Here is a 17,905-nt window from a genome sequence, read left to right on the forward strand (position 1 = left end):
CCCTCGCACCATGCAGCCACTCTCCTGCCTCAGCCTGCGGCTCGAAGCCGAGGGACTGTTCCTGCTCGACCAGACGCTGCTGCCGCAGCAGGAGTGCTGGCACCCCTGCCGCGACGTGGCCACGCTGGAGCAGATGATCAAGACATTGCAGGTGCGCGGAGCGCCGATGATCGCACTCTGCTGCGCGCTGCTGCTGGCCTGGCTGACCGAACAGGGCGTGCCGCGCGCGCAGATTGCCGACGCGCTGGAGCGGCTGCGCGCCACCCGACCAACCGCGGTCAATCTGATGCATGCGATGGAGCGGCTGCGCGCCACCCTCGCCACCGATGACTGGCCGCAGCGGCTGATCGGCGAGGCCGAACGGCTCTTCATCGAGGATCGGGCACTCTGCACAGCGATGGCGGGCCACGGCGCGACGCTGATCGCCAACGGTGACCGCATCCTCACCCACTGCAACACCGGCGGGCTGGCCACCGCCGGCATCGGCACCGCGATCGGTGTCATCCGTCACGCTCACGAGCTCGGCCGGAACATCTCGGTCTGGGTCGACGAGACCCGCCCGCTGCTGCAAGGGGGCCGGCTGACCGCCTGGGAACTGGGCCGATTCGGCATCCCCTATCGGCTGATCTGCGACAGCATGGCCGCGGTGCTGATGGGCAGCGGGCAGGTCGACAAGGTGCTGGTCGGCGCCGACCGCATCGCCGCCAATGGCGATTTCGCCAACAAGATCGGCACCTACGGGCTCGCCGTTCTGGCGCACCACCACCAGATTCCGTTCTATGTGGTCGCGCCCCACACCACCGTGGATGGACACTGCCCGAATGGCAAGGTGATTCCGATCGAACAGCGCGATGGCGCCGAGGTGCGCGGCGTGCGCACCGCTCACGGCCATCTGGAATGGAGCCCCGCCGACGCACCGGTGTTCAACCCGGCGTTCGATGTCACGCCGGCGGCACTGGTGACCGGCTGGGTGCTCGACAGCGGCCTTTACGGCCAGGCCGATGTCGAGCAGGGTCTGTTCGGATCAATGCAGGGCTGAGCGGCTACTTGCGCGGCTCGCGGATCAGCAGCGTACCCTGTGCCGCGCAGCAGAGCCGTCCTTCGTTGGTCACCAGCGCCCGCACCACGGCGGTGGTGCGGGTCAGCGAGACCACCTCGGAATCGGCCACCAGCGTCCCCTTGCTGACCGAGGCAAGGTAGTTCAGCTTGAACTCGGTGGTCGCAGCCCACTGCCCCGGCTGCATCAGCGGATAGAGCACCACGCCCAGCACATGGTCGATGAAACCGGCCATGACGCCGCCATGCATGGTGCCGAAAGCGGTCAGCAGTTCCTCGCGCACCTCGACCTTGGCCCGCAACGTGCCCGGTCCGAACTCGACCAGCTCCATGCCGATGAAGCCCGGCAGGCCACCCATGTTCCTGTTGTTGCTCTCGATCAGCGAGCGGGCAGTGGCTTCGTTGTAGTTCGAAAACTGGGGTAATTCCGCCATGTTATTGTTCTTCCTTAAAAAGTGATTGAATGGCACCTTGCGCCCTGACAGGACCCCGCTGAATCTACCAGCTTGGAGTCAAACATCAAGGCGGCAACCGGGACAGGCAGTGGCGCAGCCAGCGCCGGTGCAAACCGCCGCTGGACTTGAAAATTTGGAGAATCAACATGATGCGTGTCAGCGAACTCTATCTGCACCCGGTCAAGTCCTGCGGCGGCCACGCCGTGGAGCGCGTTGAGCTCGATCCGCAGGGGCCACGCGGCGACCGCCGCTGGATGGTGACCGACCCGACCGGGCAGTTTCTCACCCAGCGCGAGCTGGCGCGGATGGCGTTGATCCAGGTCGGAGTGACCGACAGCGGCATCACGCTCCGGGCCCCCGGCTTCGACACCCTCACCGTCATGACGCCACCCCAGGAACAGGCCAGCGAACGACTGGTCACCGTCTGGCGCGACCAGTGCCGGGCACTGCTGGCCGATGCGGCCGCCAATCAATGGCTCAGCGATTTTCTGCAACGGCCGGCACAGCTGGTCCACCTGCCCGACAGCAGCCGGCGGCCGGTCGATCCACGCTACGCCACCGCCAGCGATCAGGTCAGCTTCGCCGATGGTTTTCCGCTGCTGCTGATCGGCGCCGCCTCACTCGACGAACTCAACAGCCGTCTCGATCAGCCGGTGTCGATGCGCCGTTTTCGCCCCAACCTGGTGGTCAGCGGCGGTGCCGCCTTTGCCGAGGATGGCTGGCGGCGCCTCCGCATCGGCACCATCACCTTCAGGGTGGCCAAGCCCTGCGCGCGCTGCGCGATTCCGGGCATCGACCCCGACAGCGGCCAGACCACGGCCGAACCACTGCGCACACTGGCACGGTTTCGCCGCCGCGATGGGGTGATCTACTTCGGTCAGAACCTGCTGCATGACGGACCGGGCACCCTGACAGTGGGCGACCCGGTCGAACTGCTGGAGTAGCCTGCCGCGGCAGACACGCCGTTTCGGCTATTTGGTCGCCGAGCGCACCCGCACCGCCAGCACGTCGCACTTGGCGCCATGCAGCACGGCGGTGGCCGTGGAACCCAGCACCAGGCCGATGCCATGGCGACCATGGCTGCCGATGACGATCAGATCGGCCTGCTGTTCAGTGACCAGCCGATGGACTTCCGCCGCCGGCCGTCCATAGATCAGATACTGGCGCTCGGCCGGAATGTTCCACTGGCTGCCCAGCCCGCGCAGCCGCGCCTTGGCCTGGGTCTCGATCTCCTCCTGGATGGTGCTGACATCCATCGGAATGTCGCCACCATAGGCGAAGGTGAGAGGTTCGATGACATGGATCAGGCTGAGCTCAGCCTGATAGCGCGCTGCGATCGAACTGGCCTGTTCGACGACCTGATCGGCCTCGGCGGTGAGATCGATCGACACCAGAATTTTCTTATAGTCGGCCATGCGGCTGCTCCCAGAGTGATTGCCTTGCAAAACCAGGCGGATTCTCAGTGATTTTGTATCAATTTGCTAGGCTCACGGCCATGCCGCAACCCCGGGTGACGCTGTGCGCCTCGTGCTTGAATCCGGCACCGACACCGCCATATCGAGCCCATGCCCCAACGGTATGAATAAGGTAATATCGGGGCTCTACCCTGCAATGGGTCAATCGGAGAATCAGATGCCAGATCGATCGCATGGGGCAAGCCATCCAGGCAGCGTCGCCGGTGGGAAGCACGCCACATTTCCTCGCTCCACCCTCCTCCAGCAGCGGAATTTTCATCTAACCTTTAGTGGAAATGCAGGGGGAAGCAGCCCGGCCGGTGGCCAGCAGGGCGACACGGCCATCGAATCCGCCAAGCCCAAGCTCAAGCCGCCCTCCCGGTATCAGGTGGTGATGCTGAACGATGATTTCACGCCGATGGAGTTCGTGGTCGATGTGTTGCAGATGTTCTTTGGCATGCCGCTCGAGAAGGCTTCCCAGATCATGCTGATCGTGCACACCCGCGGTCGGGCGGTGTGCGGTGTCTACAGCCGCGACATCGCCGAAACCAAGGCGTTTCAGGTCACCCAGTATGCCCGTGAGCATCAACATCCCTTGCTGTGCGAAATTGAACGTGTCGATGAGTAATTCCGAATCCGAGGTAGCACATGTTAAGTAAAGATCTCGAAGTCTCGCTGAATCTGGCCTTTCAGGGTGCCAGAAACAAGCGACACGAGTTCATGACCGTCGAGCATCTGCTGCTGGCACTGCTCGACAACGACATTGCGATCGATGTGCTGAAGGCCTGCGGCATCGATCTGGAGCGGCTGCGCAGCGATCTCGAAGAGTTCGTCGAGAGCACCACGCCACTGCTGCCCGAAGGCGACAAGGAGCGCGACACCCAGCCCACGCTCAGCTTTCAGCGGGTGCTGCAGCGGGCGATCTTCCATGTGCAATCCTCCGGCAAGCGCGAAGTGACCGGCGCCAATGTGCTGGTGGCGATCTTCAGCGAACAGGAGAGCCACGCGATCTTTCTGCTGAAACAGCAGCAGGTGGCGCGGATCGACGTGGTCAACTACGTGGCCCATGGCATCGCCAAGGTGTCGCGCCATCAGGAGCAGCTCGACCCCGGTCCGGCTGCCGGTGACGAGGAGCGCAGCGGCAGTGAGGGCAGCGGCCAGCATCCGCTGGAGGCCTTTGCCACCAACCTCAACCAGCAGGCGATGCAGGGTCGCATCGATCCACTGGTCGGCCGTGAACATGAGCTGCAACGGGTGGTGCAGATTCTGGCCCGGCGGCGCAAGAACAACCCGCTGCTGGTCGGTGAGGCCGGTGTCGGCAAGACCGCGATTGCCGAGGGACTGGCCAAGCGCATCGTCGAGGGCGACGTGCCCGAGGTGATCGCCAACAGCGTGGTCTACTCGCTTGATCTGGGCTCGCTGCTGGCCGGCACCAAGTACCGCGGCGATTTCGAAAAGCGGTTCAAGGCGCTGCTGGCCGAACTGAAGAAGCAGGAGAACGCCATCCTGTTCGTCGATGAGATCCACACCATCATCGGCGCCGGCGCGGCCTCGGGCGGCGTGATGGACGCATCGAACCTGCTCAAGCCGATCCTGACCTCCGGCGAGCTGCGCTGCATCGGCTCCACCACCTTCCAGGAGTACCGTGGCATCTTCGACAAGGACCGCGCACTGTCACGGCGCTTCCAGAAGATCGACGTGCTCGAACCAAGCGTCGACGAGACGGTGCAGATCCTCAAGGGGCTGAAGTCCCGCTTCGAGGCCCACCACGGGCTGCGCTACACCGCTGGCGCCCTGCAGGCGGCTGCCGAGCTGTCGGCGCGCTACATCACCGACCGCCTGCTGCCCGACAAGGCGATCGACGTGATCGACGAGGCCGGCGCCGCGCAGCGGCTCAAGCCGCCCAGCCGTCGCAAGAAGGTGATCGGCACCACCGAGGTCGAGGAGGTGGTCGCCTCGATCGCCCGCATCCCGCCCAAGAGCGTCTCGGCCTCCGACAAGGAGGTGCTGCGCAACCTCGAGGGTAACCTCAAGAAGCTGGTGTTCGGCCAGGATCAGGCGATCGAGGCGCTGGCCACCGCGATCAAGCTCTCCCGTGCCGGCCTGAAGTCGGTCGACAAGCCGATCGGCGCCTTCCTGCTCTCGGGTCCGACCGGCGTCGGCAAGACCGAGGTGAGTCGGCAACTGGCCAACATCCTCGGCGTGCAGTTGCTGCGCTTCGACATGTCCGAATACATGGAGCGCCACACCGTCTCGCGGCTGATCGGTGCACCGCCGGGCTATGTCGGCTTCGATCAGGGTGGCCTGCTCACCGAAGCGATCACCAAGAACCCGCACTGCGTGCTGCTGCTCGACGAGATCGAAAAGGCCCATCCGGAGGTGTTCAACATCCTGTTGCAGGTGATGGACCATGGCACCCTGACCGACAACAACGGCCGGCGTGCCGACTTCCGCAACGTCATCCTGCTGATGACCACCAACGCCGGTGCCAGCGAGATGAGCCGCACCTCGATCGGTTTCACCAAACAGGACCACAGCAGCGATGGCATGGAGGCGATCCGCCGCATGTTCTCACCGGAGTTCCGCAACCGCCTCGACGCGATCATCCCGTTCGCCCCGTTGAGCCCGCAGGTGATCGTCTCGGTGGTCGACAAGTTCCTGGTCGAGTTGCAGGCGCAGCTCGACGACAAGAAGGTCTTCATCGAAGTCGACGAGGCGGCACGCGCCTGGCTCGCCGAACATGGCTATGACGAGAAGATGGGCGCACGGCCGATGCACCGGCTGATCCAGGAGCAGATCAAGAAGCCGCTGGCCGAAGAGGTGCTGTTCGGTACGCTGGCCGCCAATGGCGGCGAGGTGAAGGTCAGCGTCGACGCGGATGGTCAGCTCGCACTGACCTTCAACCCCAACTGAACGAACGGTGGTTGGCCAGGGCTGGCCAACCCGACCTCAACGGTCGCGGAAGATGATGCGACCCTTGGTCAGATCGTAGGGGGTGAGCTCGACGCGGACCTTGTCGCCGGTGAGAATGCGGATGTAATTCTTGCGGATCTTGCCGGAAATATGCGCCGTCACCACATGGCCATTTTCGAGCCTGACCCGGAACATGGTGTTCGGCAGGGTGTCGATGACCTCCCCTTCCATCTCGATCGATTCTTGTCTCGCCACTCGGATTGACCCTTCACTGTCTTAAAACAGCGCGAATTGTGCCCGAAACCGCGCGATTCTCCTAGCGCGATCATTGAAAAACCCTGCTTCGATCATGGCATGATGCTGTCATCGTTCTGCGGTTGCGCGCCTGTGCAATGCGTGTTATTCGCAACCTCCAGGATGATCGGTTCAGCCGTGCAAGCCTGAAGCGCCGGAGGTGCCTGCTGATGGAGCGGTCGAGCTGAATACGATGCCAGTGCGCTTCGAAGGGGCCATCAAGAGGGAATCCATGGCAATTCAATCCCGCCATCTGGCACACATCCGCGGCGCCGTCGGCCCGATTGTTCAAGCGCAGCTGCAACCCTATGATGACCACTGCAATTGGTCACTCTTCGAGGGCGCCTCCCATGGAAATCAACGCCGCCGAATTCAAGGCCAAGTGCCTGAAATTGCTGGATGAAGTCGCCGCCACGCACGAACCGCTGGTTATTACCAAGCGTGGTAAGCCGGTGGCCCGGCTGGTGCCGATCGAGGATGACACCGAGGAATCGATGTTCGGCTACCTGCGCGGCACCGTCACCATTCTGGGCGACATCGTCGAGGTGCCCCACGAGCCGCTCGCAGCCGAGACCGGCGAGGAAGACGAGTTGTATCGACCGCTGATAACTCCGGGGAAATCAGCACGGTGAGCGACCTGCTACTCGATACCCACGTCTGGCTCTGGTATGCCGAAGGCCTGGCGGACACGCTGTCGACCGACGCCGTGACGCAGATAAATCAGGCGCGCAAGGAGCGGAGACTCCATGTCAGCGTGATCAGCGCCTGGGAAATCGGTCTGCTGCTGGCCAGGAACCGCACCGTGCTTTCTGCGCCGCTGCAAGACTGGATCGAACAAGGTGCTGCTTTGCCGGGGCTGCGGGTGCGGGCATTGACGACTGAAGTCGCCATCGAAAGCACCCTGCTTCCCGGCGATCTGCACGCCGACCCCGCCGACCGTTTTCTGATTGCCGAGGCGCGTGTGGAGGGGCTCACGTTGGTGACCGCCGATCGCAAGATCATCGACTATGGGCGGGCGGGGCATGTTCGCGTGCTTGGGGCTTGGTGAAATTTCAAGGGAACGCTCATGAACGAGTATCAGCCTGAAAACCAAGGCTGCGAAATCGAGCGGGAGCGGCTCTTCTGCGCCCACAGTGGCAACACGTCGGGGCATTGGCACCTACTCCGGGATCATCTGAGCGCGGTAGCGAAATTAGCTTCCGCCTACGCCGGGAATTCCCCTTGGGCAGAAGAAGCCGCCCTCGCTGGCCGGCTGCACGATCTGGGCAAGTACGCAGATCGCTTTCAGGCACGACTGGAAGGCAAGGATTCCGGGCTCGATCACTGGTCTCAAGGCGCCTGGGTCACCCTCGCGCAATGCCGGGCCATTGCCGCCGCGCTGGCGATACAGGGCCACCATGTCGGCTTGCAAAGGGGCAATCTCGATGCCTTCCGGGCCATGGCACTGGACAAACTGTCAGATCAGCATCCCTTCAATCTGCAACTGAGTGACGCGGACGCCGATCGGCTGCTACAGCGAGCACATGCCGACGGGCTGCAACTCCCCACCCCGACGTCCACAGCCATTTCCCTGCAAGGTGGGTTTGCGAAAGCCGTCGCGGCGATGCTGGATGTGCGCATGCTGTTCTCGTGTCTGGTCGATGCCGATTTTCTGGACACCGAAGCCCATTTCGACGGTGACGCCCAGGGCAAGCGCCTTCGTCCAGCCGGGCCAGCGCTGGATCCCGAGGTGGGAATCGACGCCCTGAATCGCTACATGAGTGAACGCATCCGCGCCGGCACCCGGGCGGACGCTCAGGTGCTTGCGGCGCGCGAAGCACTTTGGCGAGCCACGGGAGAGGCAGTGGCGGAGCCTCCAGGGGTGTTCACGCTCACGGCGCCCACCGGTTCCGGCAAGACGCTCGCCATGCTGCGCTTCGCCTTGGAGCATGCGGCCACCCACAAGCTCAAGCGCATTGTGCTGGCGGTACCTTTCCTGACCGTGATCGAGCAGACCGCGCGCGAATATCGGCGGGTGTTTGCCGGATTCCCCGAGAACTTCATCCTGGAACACCACAGCCTTGCGGGTTTGGGCGAGGAATCCAATACGCGCGATGCCGAAGGGGCGCAGGAGCGTCAACGCCGCCTGCTGGCGGAAAACTGGGATGCACCCATCGTGCTCACCACCAATGTGCAGTTGCTGGAATCGCTGTTCTCCAACCGGCCATCAAGCTGCCGCAAGCTGCACAATCTGATGGAGGCGGTGATTCTGTTCGACGAGGCGCAGAGCCTGCCCCAGCACCTGGCCGTACCCACGCTGGCCGCCTTGTCGCATCTGTCGGCGGCTTACCGTTCCAGCATCGTTTTCGCCACCGCAACCCAGCCAGCCTTCGATATCCTGCACGAGCCGGTCACCAAACACGCGGCGAGCGGTTGGCAACCCGGCGAAATCGTGCCCGAGCATCCCGAACTGTTCGGGAAGCTCAAGCGCGTCACGGCGACTTGGCCAACATCGGGTGACAAGCGAAGCTGGCCCGATCTTGCTGCCGAAATTAGAGGCGTTGACCAGGCGCTCGTGGTGGTCAATCTCAAGCGCCATGCCCTGGCCCTGCTGGATGCCCTCGGCGATACGCCGGATGTGTTTCACCTGTCCACCAATCTGTGCGCCGAGCATCGGCGCGCCGTGTTGGAACATGTCAGGGCAAGATTGAAGAATGATCTTTCCTGCCGCCTCATCTCCACTCAGTGTGTGGAAGCCGGCGTCGATGTGGATTTCCCACGTGTCTACCGAGCACTGGCGCCACTGGAATCGATCGCCCAAGCCGCCGGACGCTGCAACCGGGAGGGGCGGATGAACGCCCAAGGGCGCCTTGGCGAAGTGATCGTGTTCGAGCCGGAAGAAGAAGGCGACTGGCGCCGCCGCTACCCCACCCATGCCTATTACCAGGCCACTGAGGTCACGCGCACATTGCTGGCATCGCTGGGTGACCTCGACATCAGCGACCCTGCGGTTTTTCAAACCTATTACCGCCGCCTCTACGACCTCAACAACCCGGCCAGCCAGAATGCCGACCTGGATCAGGCCATTACGGCGGCCGATTTTGTCGAAGTGACCCGTCAATACCGCCTGATAGACACCGATGCCATCCAGGTTCTGGTTCCCTGGGCCGATCGTTGGGAGGAGTTTCGAGCATTGCGCGCCGAAGCCGAGGACGTCGGTATCACGGCGGACTGGATGCGCCGCGCCCAAGGCTTGGCGGTCGGCGTCTACCGTCGCAACGACGGCCCGCCTGCCTGGGCCATCCCCGCCAAACTGCGGCGTCGCGGAAAGGTGGACGCCGGTGTTTCCGACGAATGGTTCATTCTCGAAGGCGACTACTACCACGACACCCTCGGGCTGAAACCGCCCGAAGGCCCGCAGCTATTCATCGCATAGGGAGGCGACATGACGACACACACGCTGGAAGTCTGGGGCGACCTGGCCTGTTTCACCCGGCCGGAACTGAAGGTCGAGCGTTTCTCCTACCCGGTCATTACCCCGTCGGCGGCGCGCGGCATCTTCGACGCCATCTACTGGGACGGCAAGCGCGAGCAACAGGGGCGGGCCAGCGTCATGCGTCCCTATTTCTACTGGCAGATCACCCGCATCGAAGTGTTGGAAATGCCGCGATACATCGCTCTGCGGCGGAATGAAGTAAAGGACAAAGCCCCCGCCGACCGCACGATCAAGGCATGGATGGAGGGACGCGAGCCGGCGGAGCCCATTTGGGCCGACGGCGGCAAAGACGAACTCGGCACCGATCAGAAGGGCAGAACCCAGCGCCAGACCATGGCGCTGAAAAATGTGCGCTACCGACTGACTGCAAAGATCGTCCCGAAGAGCGCGTTCGCTGCCGACTGGGGCAGAATGAACAGCCAGTTCCAGCGCCGCGCCCGTGCCGGCAAGTGTTTTCAGCAACCCTATTTCGGCTGCCGGGAATTTCCGGCCTTCTTCGAATATCTCGAAGACCCAGACAGCAACGCCGCGACGCGAGCGCAATTCGACCAGCACCTGGGTTTCATACTCTACGACGTGTTCGACTTGAGCAAGGAAGTCGTGAACGAGAAAGACAAGCCGTTTATCAGCCTGTTCGATGCCCGTGTCCGGGACGGCGTATTGGATGTGCCTGCATTCTCCAGCGACGTGGTGCGAAAACCGGGAGGCGCGGGTTATGTTGCATGAATTGATTGCTTATACCGATGAACACCTCGCTGATTCGGAACCGGGCTTCAAAACCCGCGAGGTGCGCTGGAGCATTGAGCTGGCCGCCGACGGCCGCTTTCTCGGTATCCTGCCGCTGGGCGACGGCAAGCGCGGCGCGGACCTGCCTCGCTGTCCCGACATGCGTGGCATGAATGCCGGCGGTAAATCTCACTTTCTGGTGGAGTCCGCACAGACCGTTGCATTGCTGTTCAAGGCCAACGAAGAAGACAAAAAAATGGCCGGCGCACAAATCAGGCATCGCTTCTATACCCAACTTGTGCGAGATGCTGCGCAATCATGCCCGCAGCTGGGTGTGCTGATCGACATCCTGGACGTCGGCCATCGACGAGACGAAATACGCGCGGCCTTGGCGACGCACAAAGCCAAGCCATCCGACTGGGTGACTTGGCGGATTGATGGCCGCGATCCGCGCTTGGAAACCGAGGTGCAAGCTTGGTGGCGGAACAAGTTGGATGTCGCTCAAACGAAGAAGCCGGCGGCAACGAAATCTGCCAAGAAAGACGTGCCCGAGAATGCGATGACGTGCTTTGTAACGGGCCTACCTGTCAAGGCTGTCCCGACACATCCGAAAATTGTTGGATTACCTGATGCTAAAGGCAAAGTTAATTCGTTTGGAGATGTCTTGGTAGGTTTCGACAAAGCCGCCTTCTGTTCCTATGGGCTCGACCAATCAGCCAATGCCGCCATGAGTGCGGAGGCCACTCAAAAATACGTCGACGCACTCAACTATCTGATCCGACATCACAGTCGCAAGCTGGCAAATACGTTAGTGGCTCACTGGTACCGTCACAGCCTGCCACCGGAGGACGACCCACTCGCCTTTTTGGTGGACTTCGAAGCCGACGAACAAAGCGAAGCCGCTTCCCTTGCCGCTGCCCGCAGGCTACTCGATGCCATTCGCGCGGGAGAGCGGCCCGACTTGGCCAACAACCACTATTACGCGCTGACCCTTTCCGGAGCGGCCGGCCGGGTGATGGTGCGTGACTGGATGGAAGGCTCATTCGAGAATCTGGTCAGCCATATCACGGCTTGGTTCGCCGACCTTCAGATTGTTGCCCGTGACGGCAACGGCAACGCACGCGATCCCAAATTCATGGCGGTGTGCGGCGCTCTGGTGCGCGACCTGAAAGACCTGCCAGCGCCCACCGCCGCGACTTTATGGAAAGCGGCGATTCAGGGATTGCCCATCCCACAACCATTTTTGGCGCAGGCGCTGGGCCGTTTCCGCACCGATCTGGTGGACAAGGACCAACCCGCGTTCAACCACGCCCGAATGGGCCTCATCAAAGCCTATTTCATTCGATCAAAACCCGGAGGTGACACCACCATGACCGTGACCTACAACCCTAATCACCCGGCACCGGCCTACCACTGCGGGGGGCTGCTGGCAATGTTCGCCAATCTTCAGCGCGCCGCGCTGGGCGATGTCGGCGCCGGTGTCGTGCAGCGTTTCTATGCCGCTGCAAGCCAGACCCCCGGCCTCGTGCTGGGCCGGCTGGCGGCCAATGCCCGCAATCACCTCGCCAAACTCGAACCCGGCCTGGCGTGGTGGTACGAGGAGCGCATCGCCGAAATCATGAGCGGGCTGGGCGATGCCGCCCCGCGCATCCTCGACCTTGAAGGACAGGGGCTGTTCGCCCTTGGCTACTATCAGAAACTGGCCCAACTTCGCGCCGGCAACAAATCAACCACCGAAACCACCAGCCAACAGGAAGTCTGAACATGAGTGCCATCCAGAACCGCTACGAATTCCTCTATCTCTTCGACTGCGAGAACGGCAACCCCAACGGCGACCCCGATGCCGGCAACAGCCCGCGTATAGACCCGGAGGATATGCACGGCTTGGTATCCGACGTGGCTATCAAGCGGCGGGTGCGCAACTACATTCAGACGGCCTTTGGCAATACGGCACCCAATGCCATTTTTGTGGAACACGCCACTAACCTGAACAAGCCCATCACCGCTGCGCACATCGCGACTAACGGTGCGCCGGGCGGCGGCGCCAATCGCACTCAGGTCAACAATGCCCGTAGCTGGATGTGTCAACAGTTCTTCGACGTGCGCGCCTTTGGGGCAGTCATGTCTACCGGCGCCAATGCCGGCCAAGTACGCGGCCCGATTCAGGTGTCTTTTTCCCGCTCTGTCGATCCTATCCTACCGATGGATGCATCGATTACCCGTATGGCCGTCGCAGAAAAAGTCGCCGGCGCAACGACCGTGAAGGATTACGAAGACTGGGAAAACAAGCAGGAGGAAGACAAGCTTCGCACCATGGGCCGCAAGGCCCTGATCCCCTACGGTCTCTACGTCGCCAAGGGCTTCGTGTCGGCCAACCTCGCGGCTGGCACCGGCTTTTCCGACGAAGATCTGGCGCACCTCTGGCAGGCACTTTGCAGCATGTGGGACCACGACCGTTCCGCATCCAAGGGCGTGATGTCCTGCCGCGGGCTCTATGTCTTCAAACACGTCGGCACCGACACCGATGCCGCTCAGCGCGTGCGCCAGGCAATGCTGGGCTGCGCGCCAGCGCATCGGCTGCTCGATTTCTCCACGCCAGCGCGCCCATTGGATAACGCCATCATCGACATCAGCCACCGCGATGACCTATCGGGCTCACCGCGCAGCTTTGCAGATTACCGCGTTGTCGTGCATCGCGACCGTCTGCCCAATGGCGTCGAGCTGATCGAGCCATGCCATTGATGGAGTGCGCACTACCTCCGGTCGGCCCAATACCCTGGCCGGCGGCTCTGATGCGCCAAGGCCAAAATATGCAGCCGGCCGGCATGGACGCGGTAGACGATAAAATAGGGATACCGATGAACCACCATCCGTCGGGTGTTGCCGCCGGCTGGCGTCCCCATCGCCGGATGATCGCTCAGCAGGGACAAGGCGTGGTGGACTTCGTTTCTGAAGTCCGCGGCGTGAAGCGGTCCGGCCTCCGCTGCATACCAGCGCGCGGCGTCCGCAAACTCCTTGCGAGCCGCCGGCTCGAATATCTGCCTCACTTATCGTGTGCGGCAATCAGCGCGTCGATTTCCGCAAAAACCTCCTCGGCGGGAATCCATTTGGTTCGTCCGGCTTCCATGTCCGCCACCCGCCGGGCGATTTCCTCGTCCCACGCCTTGGCGATTTCCTCGGGTGTTCCTTCGGGCTCGCCATCCAGGCTGACGATCAGCCGATGGGCCAATTCACCGCGCTCCTTGATGGGCAAAGCCAAGGCCAGGGCCTCGATCTGTTCAAAATGGGTCGCCATCGGGCACCTCCGACATTGCGTGGGTTTCGGCCGCATCTTAGCAGCGTGAACATGGTTGACACAGACCCCATCCCCCTCTCAGCCCTCAACCACTACGCCTATTGTCCCCGGCGCTGTGGGTTGATTCACATGGAAGGCGAGTTCGCGGACAACATCCATACGGCGCGTGGCAACGCCGAGCATGGCCGGGTGGATCGGATCGCCTACCAAACCAAGCAATCGGGCGCCCGAGTGGAATATGCGCTACCGGTCTGGTCCGACCAGAGGGGGTTGATCGGAAAGTGCGATGTGGTCGAGTTCTGGCCGGATGGCACCGTCTATCCGGTGGAATACAAGCACGGCGCCCGCAAGAAGTGGCTGAACGACGATCTGCAACTCGCCGCCCAGGCGATGTGCCTCGAAGAGATGCTCGGCCGGCCGGTGACACACGGCGCCATCTACCACGCATCCAGCCGCCGCCGGCGCGAGGTGGAGATCACCCCGGCGCTGCGCGCGCTGGTGGTCGAGACGGCCGAGGCGATCCGCGCCATGCTGGCGAGCGGCCGCCTGCCGCCGCCGGTGAACGACGCGCGCTGCCGCGAGTGCTCGCTGATCGAGATCTGCCAGCCGGCGCTCGCCGCACGGGACGTGCAAAGTGAACTGCGCGCCGAAATGTTCAGCGCCACAGATGGGGCTTAGCCGCCGTGTACACGCTGCAAAACACGCTCTACGTGATGACGCCCAACGCCTACGCGCACCTGGAAAACAGCACCCTGCGCATCGACGTGGAGCGCGAAAAGCGCCTGCAGGTGCCGCTGCATCACCTCGGCAGCCTGGTCTGTTTCGGCAATGTGCTGGTCTCGCCCGCGCTGCTGCACCGCATGGCCGACGAGGGCAAATCCGTGGTACTGCTGGATGGCAGCGGCCGCTTCAAGGCGCGGCTCGAAGGGCCGGTGTCCGGCAACATCCTGCTGCGCCAGTCACACCACCGCAGCGCGGCGGATGGCGCCTTTGCGCTGGAATTCGCCCGCGCCCTCATCGCCGGCAAGCTCAAAAACAGCCGCGGCCTGCTGCTGCGCGCGGCGCGCGAGGCCGCCGATGCCGATGAACAGGCGCAGCTCACCCGCGCCGCGGACAACCTGGCCGCCTCACTGCGCGCCCTGGCGCAAACACGCGATCTCGATACCCTGCGCGGCGTGGAGGGCGAGGCCGCGCGCGGCTACTTCGCGGCGCTCAATCTCGTCGTCAAACCGCAGGCGCGCGAGCACTTCGCCCTCAACGGCCGCACCCGCCGCCCGCCGCTCGACCGCTTCAACGCGCTGCTGTCGTTTCTCTATTCCATGCTGATGAACGACTGCCGCTCGGCGCTCGAAACCGTCGGCCTCGATCCGCAACTCGGCTACCTGCACGCCGTGCGCCCAGGACGCGCCGCGCTGGCGCTGGATTTGCAGGAGGAATTCCGCTCAACGCTGGCCGACCGTTTGGCGCTCACCCTCATCAACCGCGGTCAGCTCGGCCCGCGCGACTTCGACGAACGTGAAGGCGGCGCCGTGATGCTGAATGACAGCGGCCGGCGCGCCGTCGTCACCGCCTGGCAGGAACGCAAGCAGGAGGAGATCACCCACCCGCTGCTCGGCATCAAGGTGCCGATCGGCATCGTGCCCTTCGTCCAGGCGCGGCTGATGGCGCGCACCGTGCGCGGCGAGATGGACGGCTACCTGCCGTACCTGCCGCGATAGGAGCCGCCATGCTGGTCGTCGTCACCTACGATGTCTCCACCGAAACCGCCGCTGGCCGTCGGCGCCTGCGGCGCGTGGCCAAGGTCTGCGAAAGCACGGGCCAGCGGGTGCAGAAATCGGTGTTCGAGTGTCAAGTCAACGAGATGCAGCTGGAACAGCTCGAACGCGCGCTGCTCGCCGAGATCGACGAGGCGCAAGACAACCTGCGCTTCTACCGCATCACCGAATCGGCCCACCTTCGGGTGAAGCAGTACGGCGTGTTCCGGGCGGTGGACTTCGAGGGGCCGTTGGTGATTTGATGGACTTGCGCGGACCCTGAGTGAGGTGAAATTCCCCGGACGGTTCGCGCGACACGTTTCCAATTGAAAACATAGAGAATTGTTGTGCCGCACGTGCTTCAACCAAGACGCAAGCAGACCTGCCGCGGAAGGTTCGCGCAGCACACGACAAATTCGCTTTGGCGGCCAACGGTTGCCGAGGCGGAGTTTCTCCCGGCCGAAAAGCCGGGAGCGGATTGAAACATGCACGGGCCGCGGGAACCGGCCCTCTTGCATGGTTTCTCCCGGCCGAAAAGCCGGGAGCGGATTGAAACATGATGGGGTGAGCGTAGATGTTGCTCATTGTGCGTTTCTCCCGGCCGAAAAGCCGGGAGCGGATTGAAACCGTCCGCCCGAGGAGTTCCCGGGTGCGTCCGTTGCGTTTCTCCCGGCCGAAAAGCCGGGAGCGGATTGAAACCTACGCTGCTGCTCAAGACTCTGCGCATATCGCCGTTTCTCCCGGCCGAAAAGCCGGGAGCGGATTGAAACTAGATGAGCTTGTGAATGGTACTCACGTTGGTCGCGTTTCTCCCGGCCGAAAAGCCGGGAGCGGATTGAAACAAGGTAGTCGTTGCCGCCCACATCGAGCTGCGACGGTTTCTCCCGGCCGAAAAGCCGGGAGCGGATTGAAACTTCGCTTGAGCTGATGGAGCCAGACCTGATACCGGTTTCTCCCGGCCGAAAAGCCGGGAGCGGATTGAAACTTGAACGACCCAGCGGGGCAGGCTCGGCTGGCGCGGGTTTCTCCCGGCCGAAAAGCCGGGAGCGGATTGAAACACGGCAGAGATGCTGGCCGCCATCTGGGATGTCGGTTTCTCCCGGCCGAAAAGCCGGGAGCGGATTGAAACACCCGCAACAGCGACCAGCAGCAGGTGGCCCCCTGTTTCTCCCGGCCGAAAAGCCGGGAGCGGATTGAAACTATCACTGCCCGGTCTTCGGCGGCAATGCCGTCGGTTTCTCCCGGCCGAAAAGCCGGGAGCGGATTGAAACAGATCGGCCGAGATGTTCTGCAGGTCAAGCAGCGGTTTCTCCCGGCCGAAAAGCCGGGAGCGGATTGAAACATCGACATGGCGGATGACGTGGCCGCCGCTCTGGTGTTTCTCCCGGCCGAAAAGCCGGGAGCGGATTGAAACAAAAAGGGGTTGTGGTATCAGCTCGGCGTATCGAGGTTTCTCCCGGCCGAAAAGCCGGGAGCGGATTGAAACATCGATACTGCGCCGCGCATCGTGCAGGCGCTGGGTTTCTCCCGGCCGAAAAGCCGGGAGCGGATTGAAACCTGACCCGCGACCAGCAAGCAGCAGTGAGTAGGCGTTTCTCCCGGCCGAAAAGCCGGGAGCGGATTGAAACGATGGTCGGCAATTTGTCTGAGGGTGATGCCACGTTTCTCCCGGCCGAAAAGCCGGGAGCGGATTGAAACACCATGGTGCGCGATGAAGTTGATGTCAAGCGGCAGGTTTCTCCCGGCCGAAAAGCCGGGAGCGGATTGAAACGGCCAACGCCGGCGCCGGCTCGCGGGTAATCCGCGTTTCTCCCGGCCGAAAAGCCGGGAGCGGATTGAAACAGTGCCACGCCCAGCATGGTGCCCAGCAACACGCGTTTCTCCCGGCCGAAAAGCCGGGAGCGGATTGAAAACAAGGTAGTCGTTGCCGCCCACATCGAGCTGCGACGGTTTCTCCCGGCCGAAAAGCCGGGAGCGGATTGAAACAGCCCGCCGCCGGCTTTGTAGCCGCCGAACAGGTGTTTCTCCCGGCCGAAAAGCCGGGAGCGGATTGAAACTTGCGCTGCGACCTTGACGGATCCACGGTGCCGCCGTGTTTCTCCCGGCCGAAAAGCCGGGAGCGGATTGAAACCGGCAATCAGCCGGCAACATCAATGGGTCGCTGCCGTTTCTCCCGGCCGAAAAGCCGGGAGCGGATTGAAACTCGCTCGATTGGATATAGCAGGGGGGCACAAACAAGTTTCTCCCGGCCGAAAAGCCGGGAGCGGATTGAAACGCAAACAGAATAGCCGCCATATCCGTGCGCAATAAGTTTCTCCCGGCCGAAAAGCCGGGAGCGGATTGAAACGAATTTTGTTCCGGCACCTCCCAGGTGCAGGATAGTTTCTCCCGGCCGAAAAGCCGGGAGCGGATTGAAACACTCCTCAATAACAACTTAAATTAAGATGCGGTAGGTTTCTCCCGGCCGAAAAGCCGGGAGCGGA

18 protein-coding genes and 1 CRISPR repeat array (1 of these 19 running past the window's edge) are annotated in these 17,905 nt (G+C 62.8%); of the genes, 13 read left to right on the forward strand and 5 right to left on the reverse strand.

All coding sequences use genetic code 11. From position 1 onward, the window contains the following. Positions 1 to 10 precede the first annotated feature (10 nt). Positions 11 to 1,039: an S-methyl-5-thioribose-1-phosphate isomerase gene (gene mtnA / locus H7A13_04780; GenBank protein MCP5332655.1), complete on the forward strand. Its 1,029-nt coding sequence runs from the start codon at positions 11 to 13 to the stop codon at positions 1,037 to 1,039. A gap of 4 nt (positions 1,040 to 1,043) precedes the next feature. Here the strand turns inward: mtnA and H7A13_04785 are convergent, their stop codons facing one another. Continuing rightward, positions 1,044 to 1,490 carry a PaaI family thioesterase gene (locus H7A13_04785; GenBank protein ID MCP5332656.1) on the reverse strand — a complete coding sequence of 149 codons (447 nt, stop codon included), beginning with the start codon at positions 1,488 to 1,490 and terminating at the stop codon, positions 1,044 to 1,046. 167 nt (positions 1,491 to 1,657) lie between these two features. Between H7A13_04785 and H7A13_04790 the strand changes: the two genes are divergently transcribed. Beyond that, positions 1,658 to 2,455 carry an MOSC domain-containing protein gene (locus H7A13_04790; protein MCP5332657.1) on the forward strand — a complete coding sequence of 266 codons (798 nt, stop codon included), beginning with the start codon at positions 1,658 to 1,660 and terminating at the stop codon, positions 2,453 to 2,455. Between the two features lie 27 nt (positions 2,456 to 2,482). On the opposite strand, the gene H7A13_04795 is transcribed toward H7A13_04790, so the two are convergent. After that, entirely contained in the window at positions 2,483 to 2,926 is a 444-nt protein-coding gene (locus H7A13_04795; GenBank protein ID MCP5332658.1) for a universal stress protein, read from the reverse strand. A 217-nt stretch (positions 2,927 to 3,143) separates the two neighbouring features. On the opposite strand from H7A13_04795, the gene clpS reads away from it, so the two are divergent. Continuing rightward, positions 3,144 to 3,593 carry an ATP-dependent Clp protease adapter ClpS gene (gene clpS / locus H7A13_04800; protein MCP5332659.1) on the forward strand — a complete coding sequence of 150 codons (450 nt, stop codon included), beginning with the start codon at positions 3,144 to 3,146 and terminating at the stop codon, positions 3,591 to 3,593. A gap of 20 nt (positions 3,594 to 3,613) precedes the next feature. Next, the gene (gene clpA / locus H7A13_04805; GenBank protein ID MCP5332660.1) at positions 3,614 to 5,878 is read left to right on the forward strand and encodes an ATP-dependent Clp protease ATP-binding subunit ClpA; all 2,265 of its coding nucleotides are present in this window, start codon (positions 3,614 to 3,616) and stop codon (positions 5,876 to 5,878) included. A gap of 36 nt (positions 5,879 to 5,914) precedes the next feature. Here clpA and infA read toward each other — a convergent pair whose 3' ends face one another. Continuing rightward, positions 5,915 to 6,133, reverse strand: coding sequence for a translation initiation factor IF-1 (infA, locus tag H7A13_04810; protein MCP5332661.1), 219 nt, complete (start codon positions 6,131 to 6,133; stop codon positions 5,915 to 5,917). 389 nt (positions 6,134 to 6,522) lie between these two features. Here infA and H7A13_04815 point away from each other — a divergent pair, with 389 nt between their 5' ends. From H7A13_04815 to cas7c, 6 genes are read left to right on the forward strand one after another with little or no spacing between them, the layout of a single operon-like run. After that, a complete protein-coding gene (locus H7A13_04815) occupies positions 6,523 to 6,804 on the forward strand; it encodes a type II toxin-antitoxin system Phd/YefM family antitoxin (protein MCP5332662.1) in 282 nt (93 codons plus the stop codon). Beyond that, a complete protein-coding gene (locus tag H7A13_04820; GenBank protein MCP5332663.1) occupies positions 6,801 to 7,220 on the forward strand; it encodes a type II toxin-antitoxin system VapC family toxin in 420 nt (139 codons plus the stop codon). The genes H7A13_04815 and H7A13_04820 overlap by 4 nt, the downstream gene beginning before the upstream one ends. 18 nt (positions 7,221 to 7,238) lie before the next feature. Beyond that, positions 7,239 to 9,587 carry a CRISPR-associated helicase Cas3' gene (cas3, locus tag H7A13_04825; GenBank protein ID MCP5332664.1) on the forward strand — a complete coding sequence of 783 codons (2,349 nt, stop codon included), beginning with the start codon at positions 7,239 to 7,241 and terminating at the stop codon, positions 9,585 to 9,587. Positions 9,588 to 9,596: 9 nt separating this feature from the next. Next, positions 9,597 to 10,373, forward strand: coding sequence for a type I-C CRISPR-associated protein Cas5 (gene cas5c / locus H7A13_04830; protein ID MCP5332665.1), 777 nt, complete (start codon positions 9,597 to 9,599; stop codon positions 10,371 to 10,373). Next, entirely contained in the window at positions 10,363 to 12,135 is a 1,773-nt protein-coding gene (gene cas8c, locus H7A13_04835; GenBank protein ID MCP5332666.1) for a type I-C CRISPR-associated protein Cas8c/Csd1, read from the forward strand. The genes cas5c and cas8c overlap by 11 nt, the downstream gene beginning before the upstream one ends. Positions 12,136 to 12,137: 2 nt before the next feature. Further along, positions 12,138 to 13,115 carry a type I-C CRISPR-associated protein Cas7/Csd2 gene (gene cas7c, locus H7A13_04840; GenBank protein MCP5332667.1) on the forward strand — a complete coding sequence of 326 codons (978 nt, stop codon included), beginning with the start codon at positions 12,138 to 12,140 and terminating at the stop codon, positions 13,113 to 13,115. Between the two features lie 11 nt (positions 13,116 to 13,126). On the opposite strand, the gene H7A13_04845 is transcribed toward cas7c, so the two are convergent. Both H7A13_04845 and H7A13_04850 read right to left on the reverse strand, forming a co-directional pair. Next, on the reverse strand, positions 13,127 to 13,420 hold the full coding sequence (locus H7A13_04845) for a type II toxin-antitoxin system RelE/ParE family toxin (GenBank protein ID MCP5332668.1): 294 nt from the start codon (positions 13,418 to 13,420) through the stop codon (positions 13,127 to 13,129). Continuing rightward, on the reverse strand, positions 13,417 to 13,668 hold the full coding sequence (locus H7A13_04850) for an addiction module protein (protein ID MCP5332669.1): 252 nt from the start codon (positions 13,666 to 13,668) through the stop codon (positions 13,417 to 13,419). The genes H7A13_04845 and H7A13_04850 overlap by 4 nt, the downstream gene beginning before the upstream one ends. A gap of 51 nt (positions 13,669 to 13,719) precedes the next feature. Here H7A13_04850 and cas4 point away from each other — a divergent pair, with 51 nt between their 5' ends. The 3 genes from cas4 to cas2 are packed head-to-tail and all read left to right on the forward strand — an operon-like array spanning position 13,720 to position 15,685. Next, positions 13,720 to 14,346, forward strand: coding sequence for a CRISPR-associated protein Cas4 (gene cas4, locus H7A13_04855; GenBank protein MCP5332670.1), 627 nt, complete (start codon positions 13,720 to 13,722; stop codon positions 14,344 to 14,346). Between the two features lie 5 nt (positions 14,347 to 14,351). Continuing rightward, positions 14,352 to 15,386: a type I-C CRISPR-associated endonuclease Cas1 gene (gene cas1c / locus H7A13_04860; GenBank protein MCP5332671.1), complete on the forward strand. Its 1,035-nt coding sequence runs from the start codon at positions 14,352 to 14,354 to the stop codon at positions 15,384 to 15,386. Positions 15,387 to 15,394: 8 nt separating this feature from the next. Next, positions 15,395 to 15,685 (forward strand): CRISPR-associated endonuclease Cas2, encoded by a 291-nt coding sequence (gene cas2, locus H7A13_04865; GenBank protein ID MCP5332672.1) that lies wholly within the window; start codon positions 15,395 to 15,397, stop codon positions 15,683 to 15,685. Between the two features lie 185 nt (positions 15,686 to 15,870). Beyond that, a CRISPR array of direct repeats spans positions 15,871 to 17,905; the repeat unit is 37 nt; unit sequence GTTTCTCCCGGCCGAAAAGCCGGGAGCGGATTGAAAC (it continues 1,092 nt past the right edge of the window).

The organism is Pseudomonadales bacterium, assembly GCA_024234215.1.
Taxonomy (GTDB): Bacteria; Pseudomonadota; Gammaproteobacteria; order Pseudomonadales; family UBA5862; genus JACKOQ01.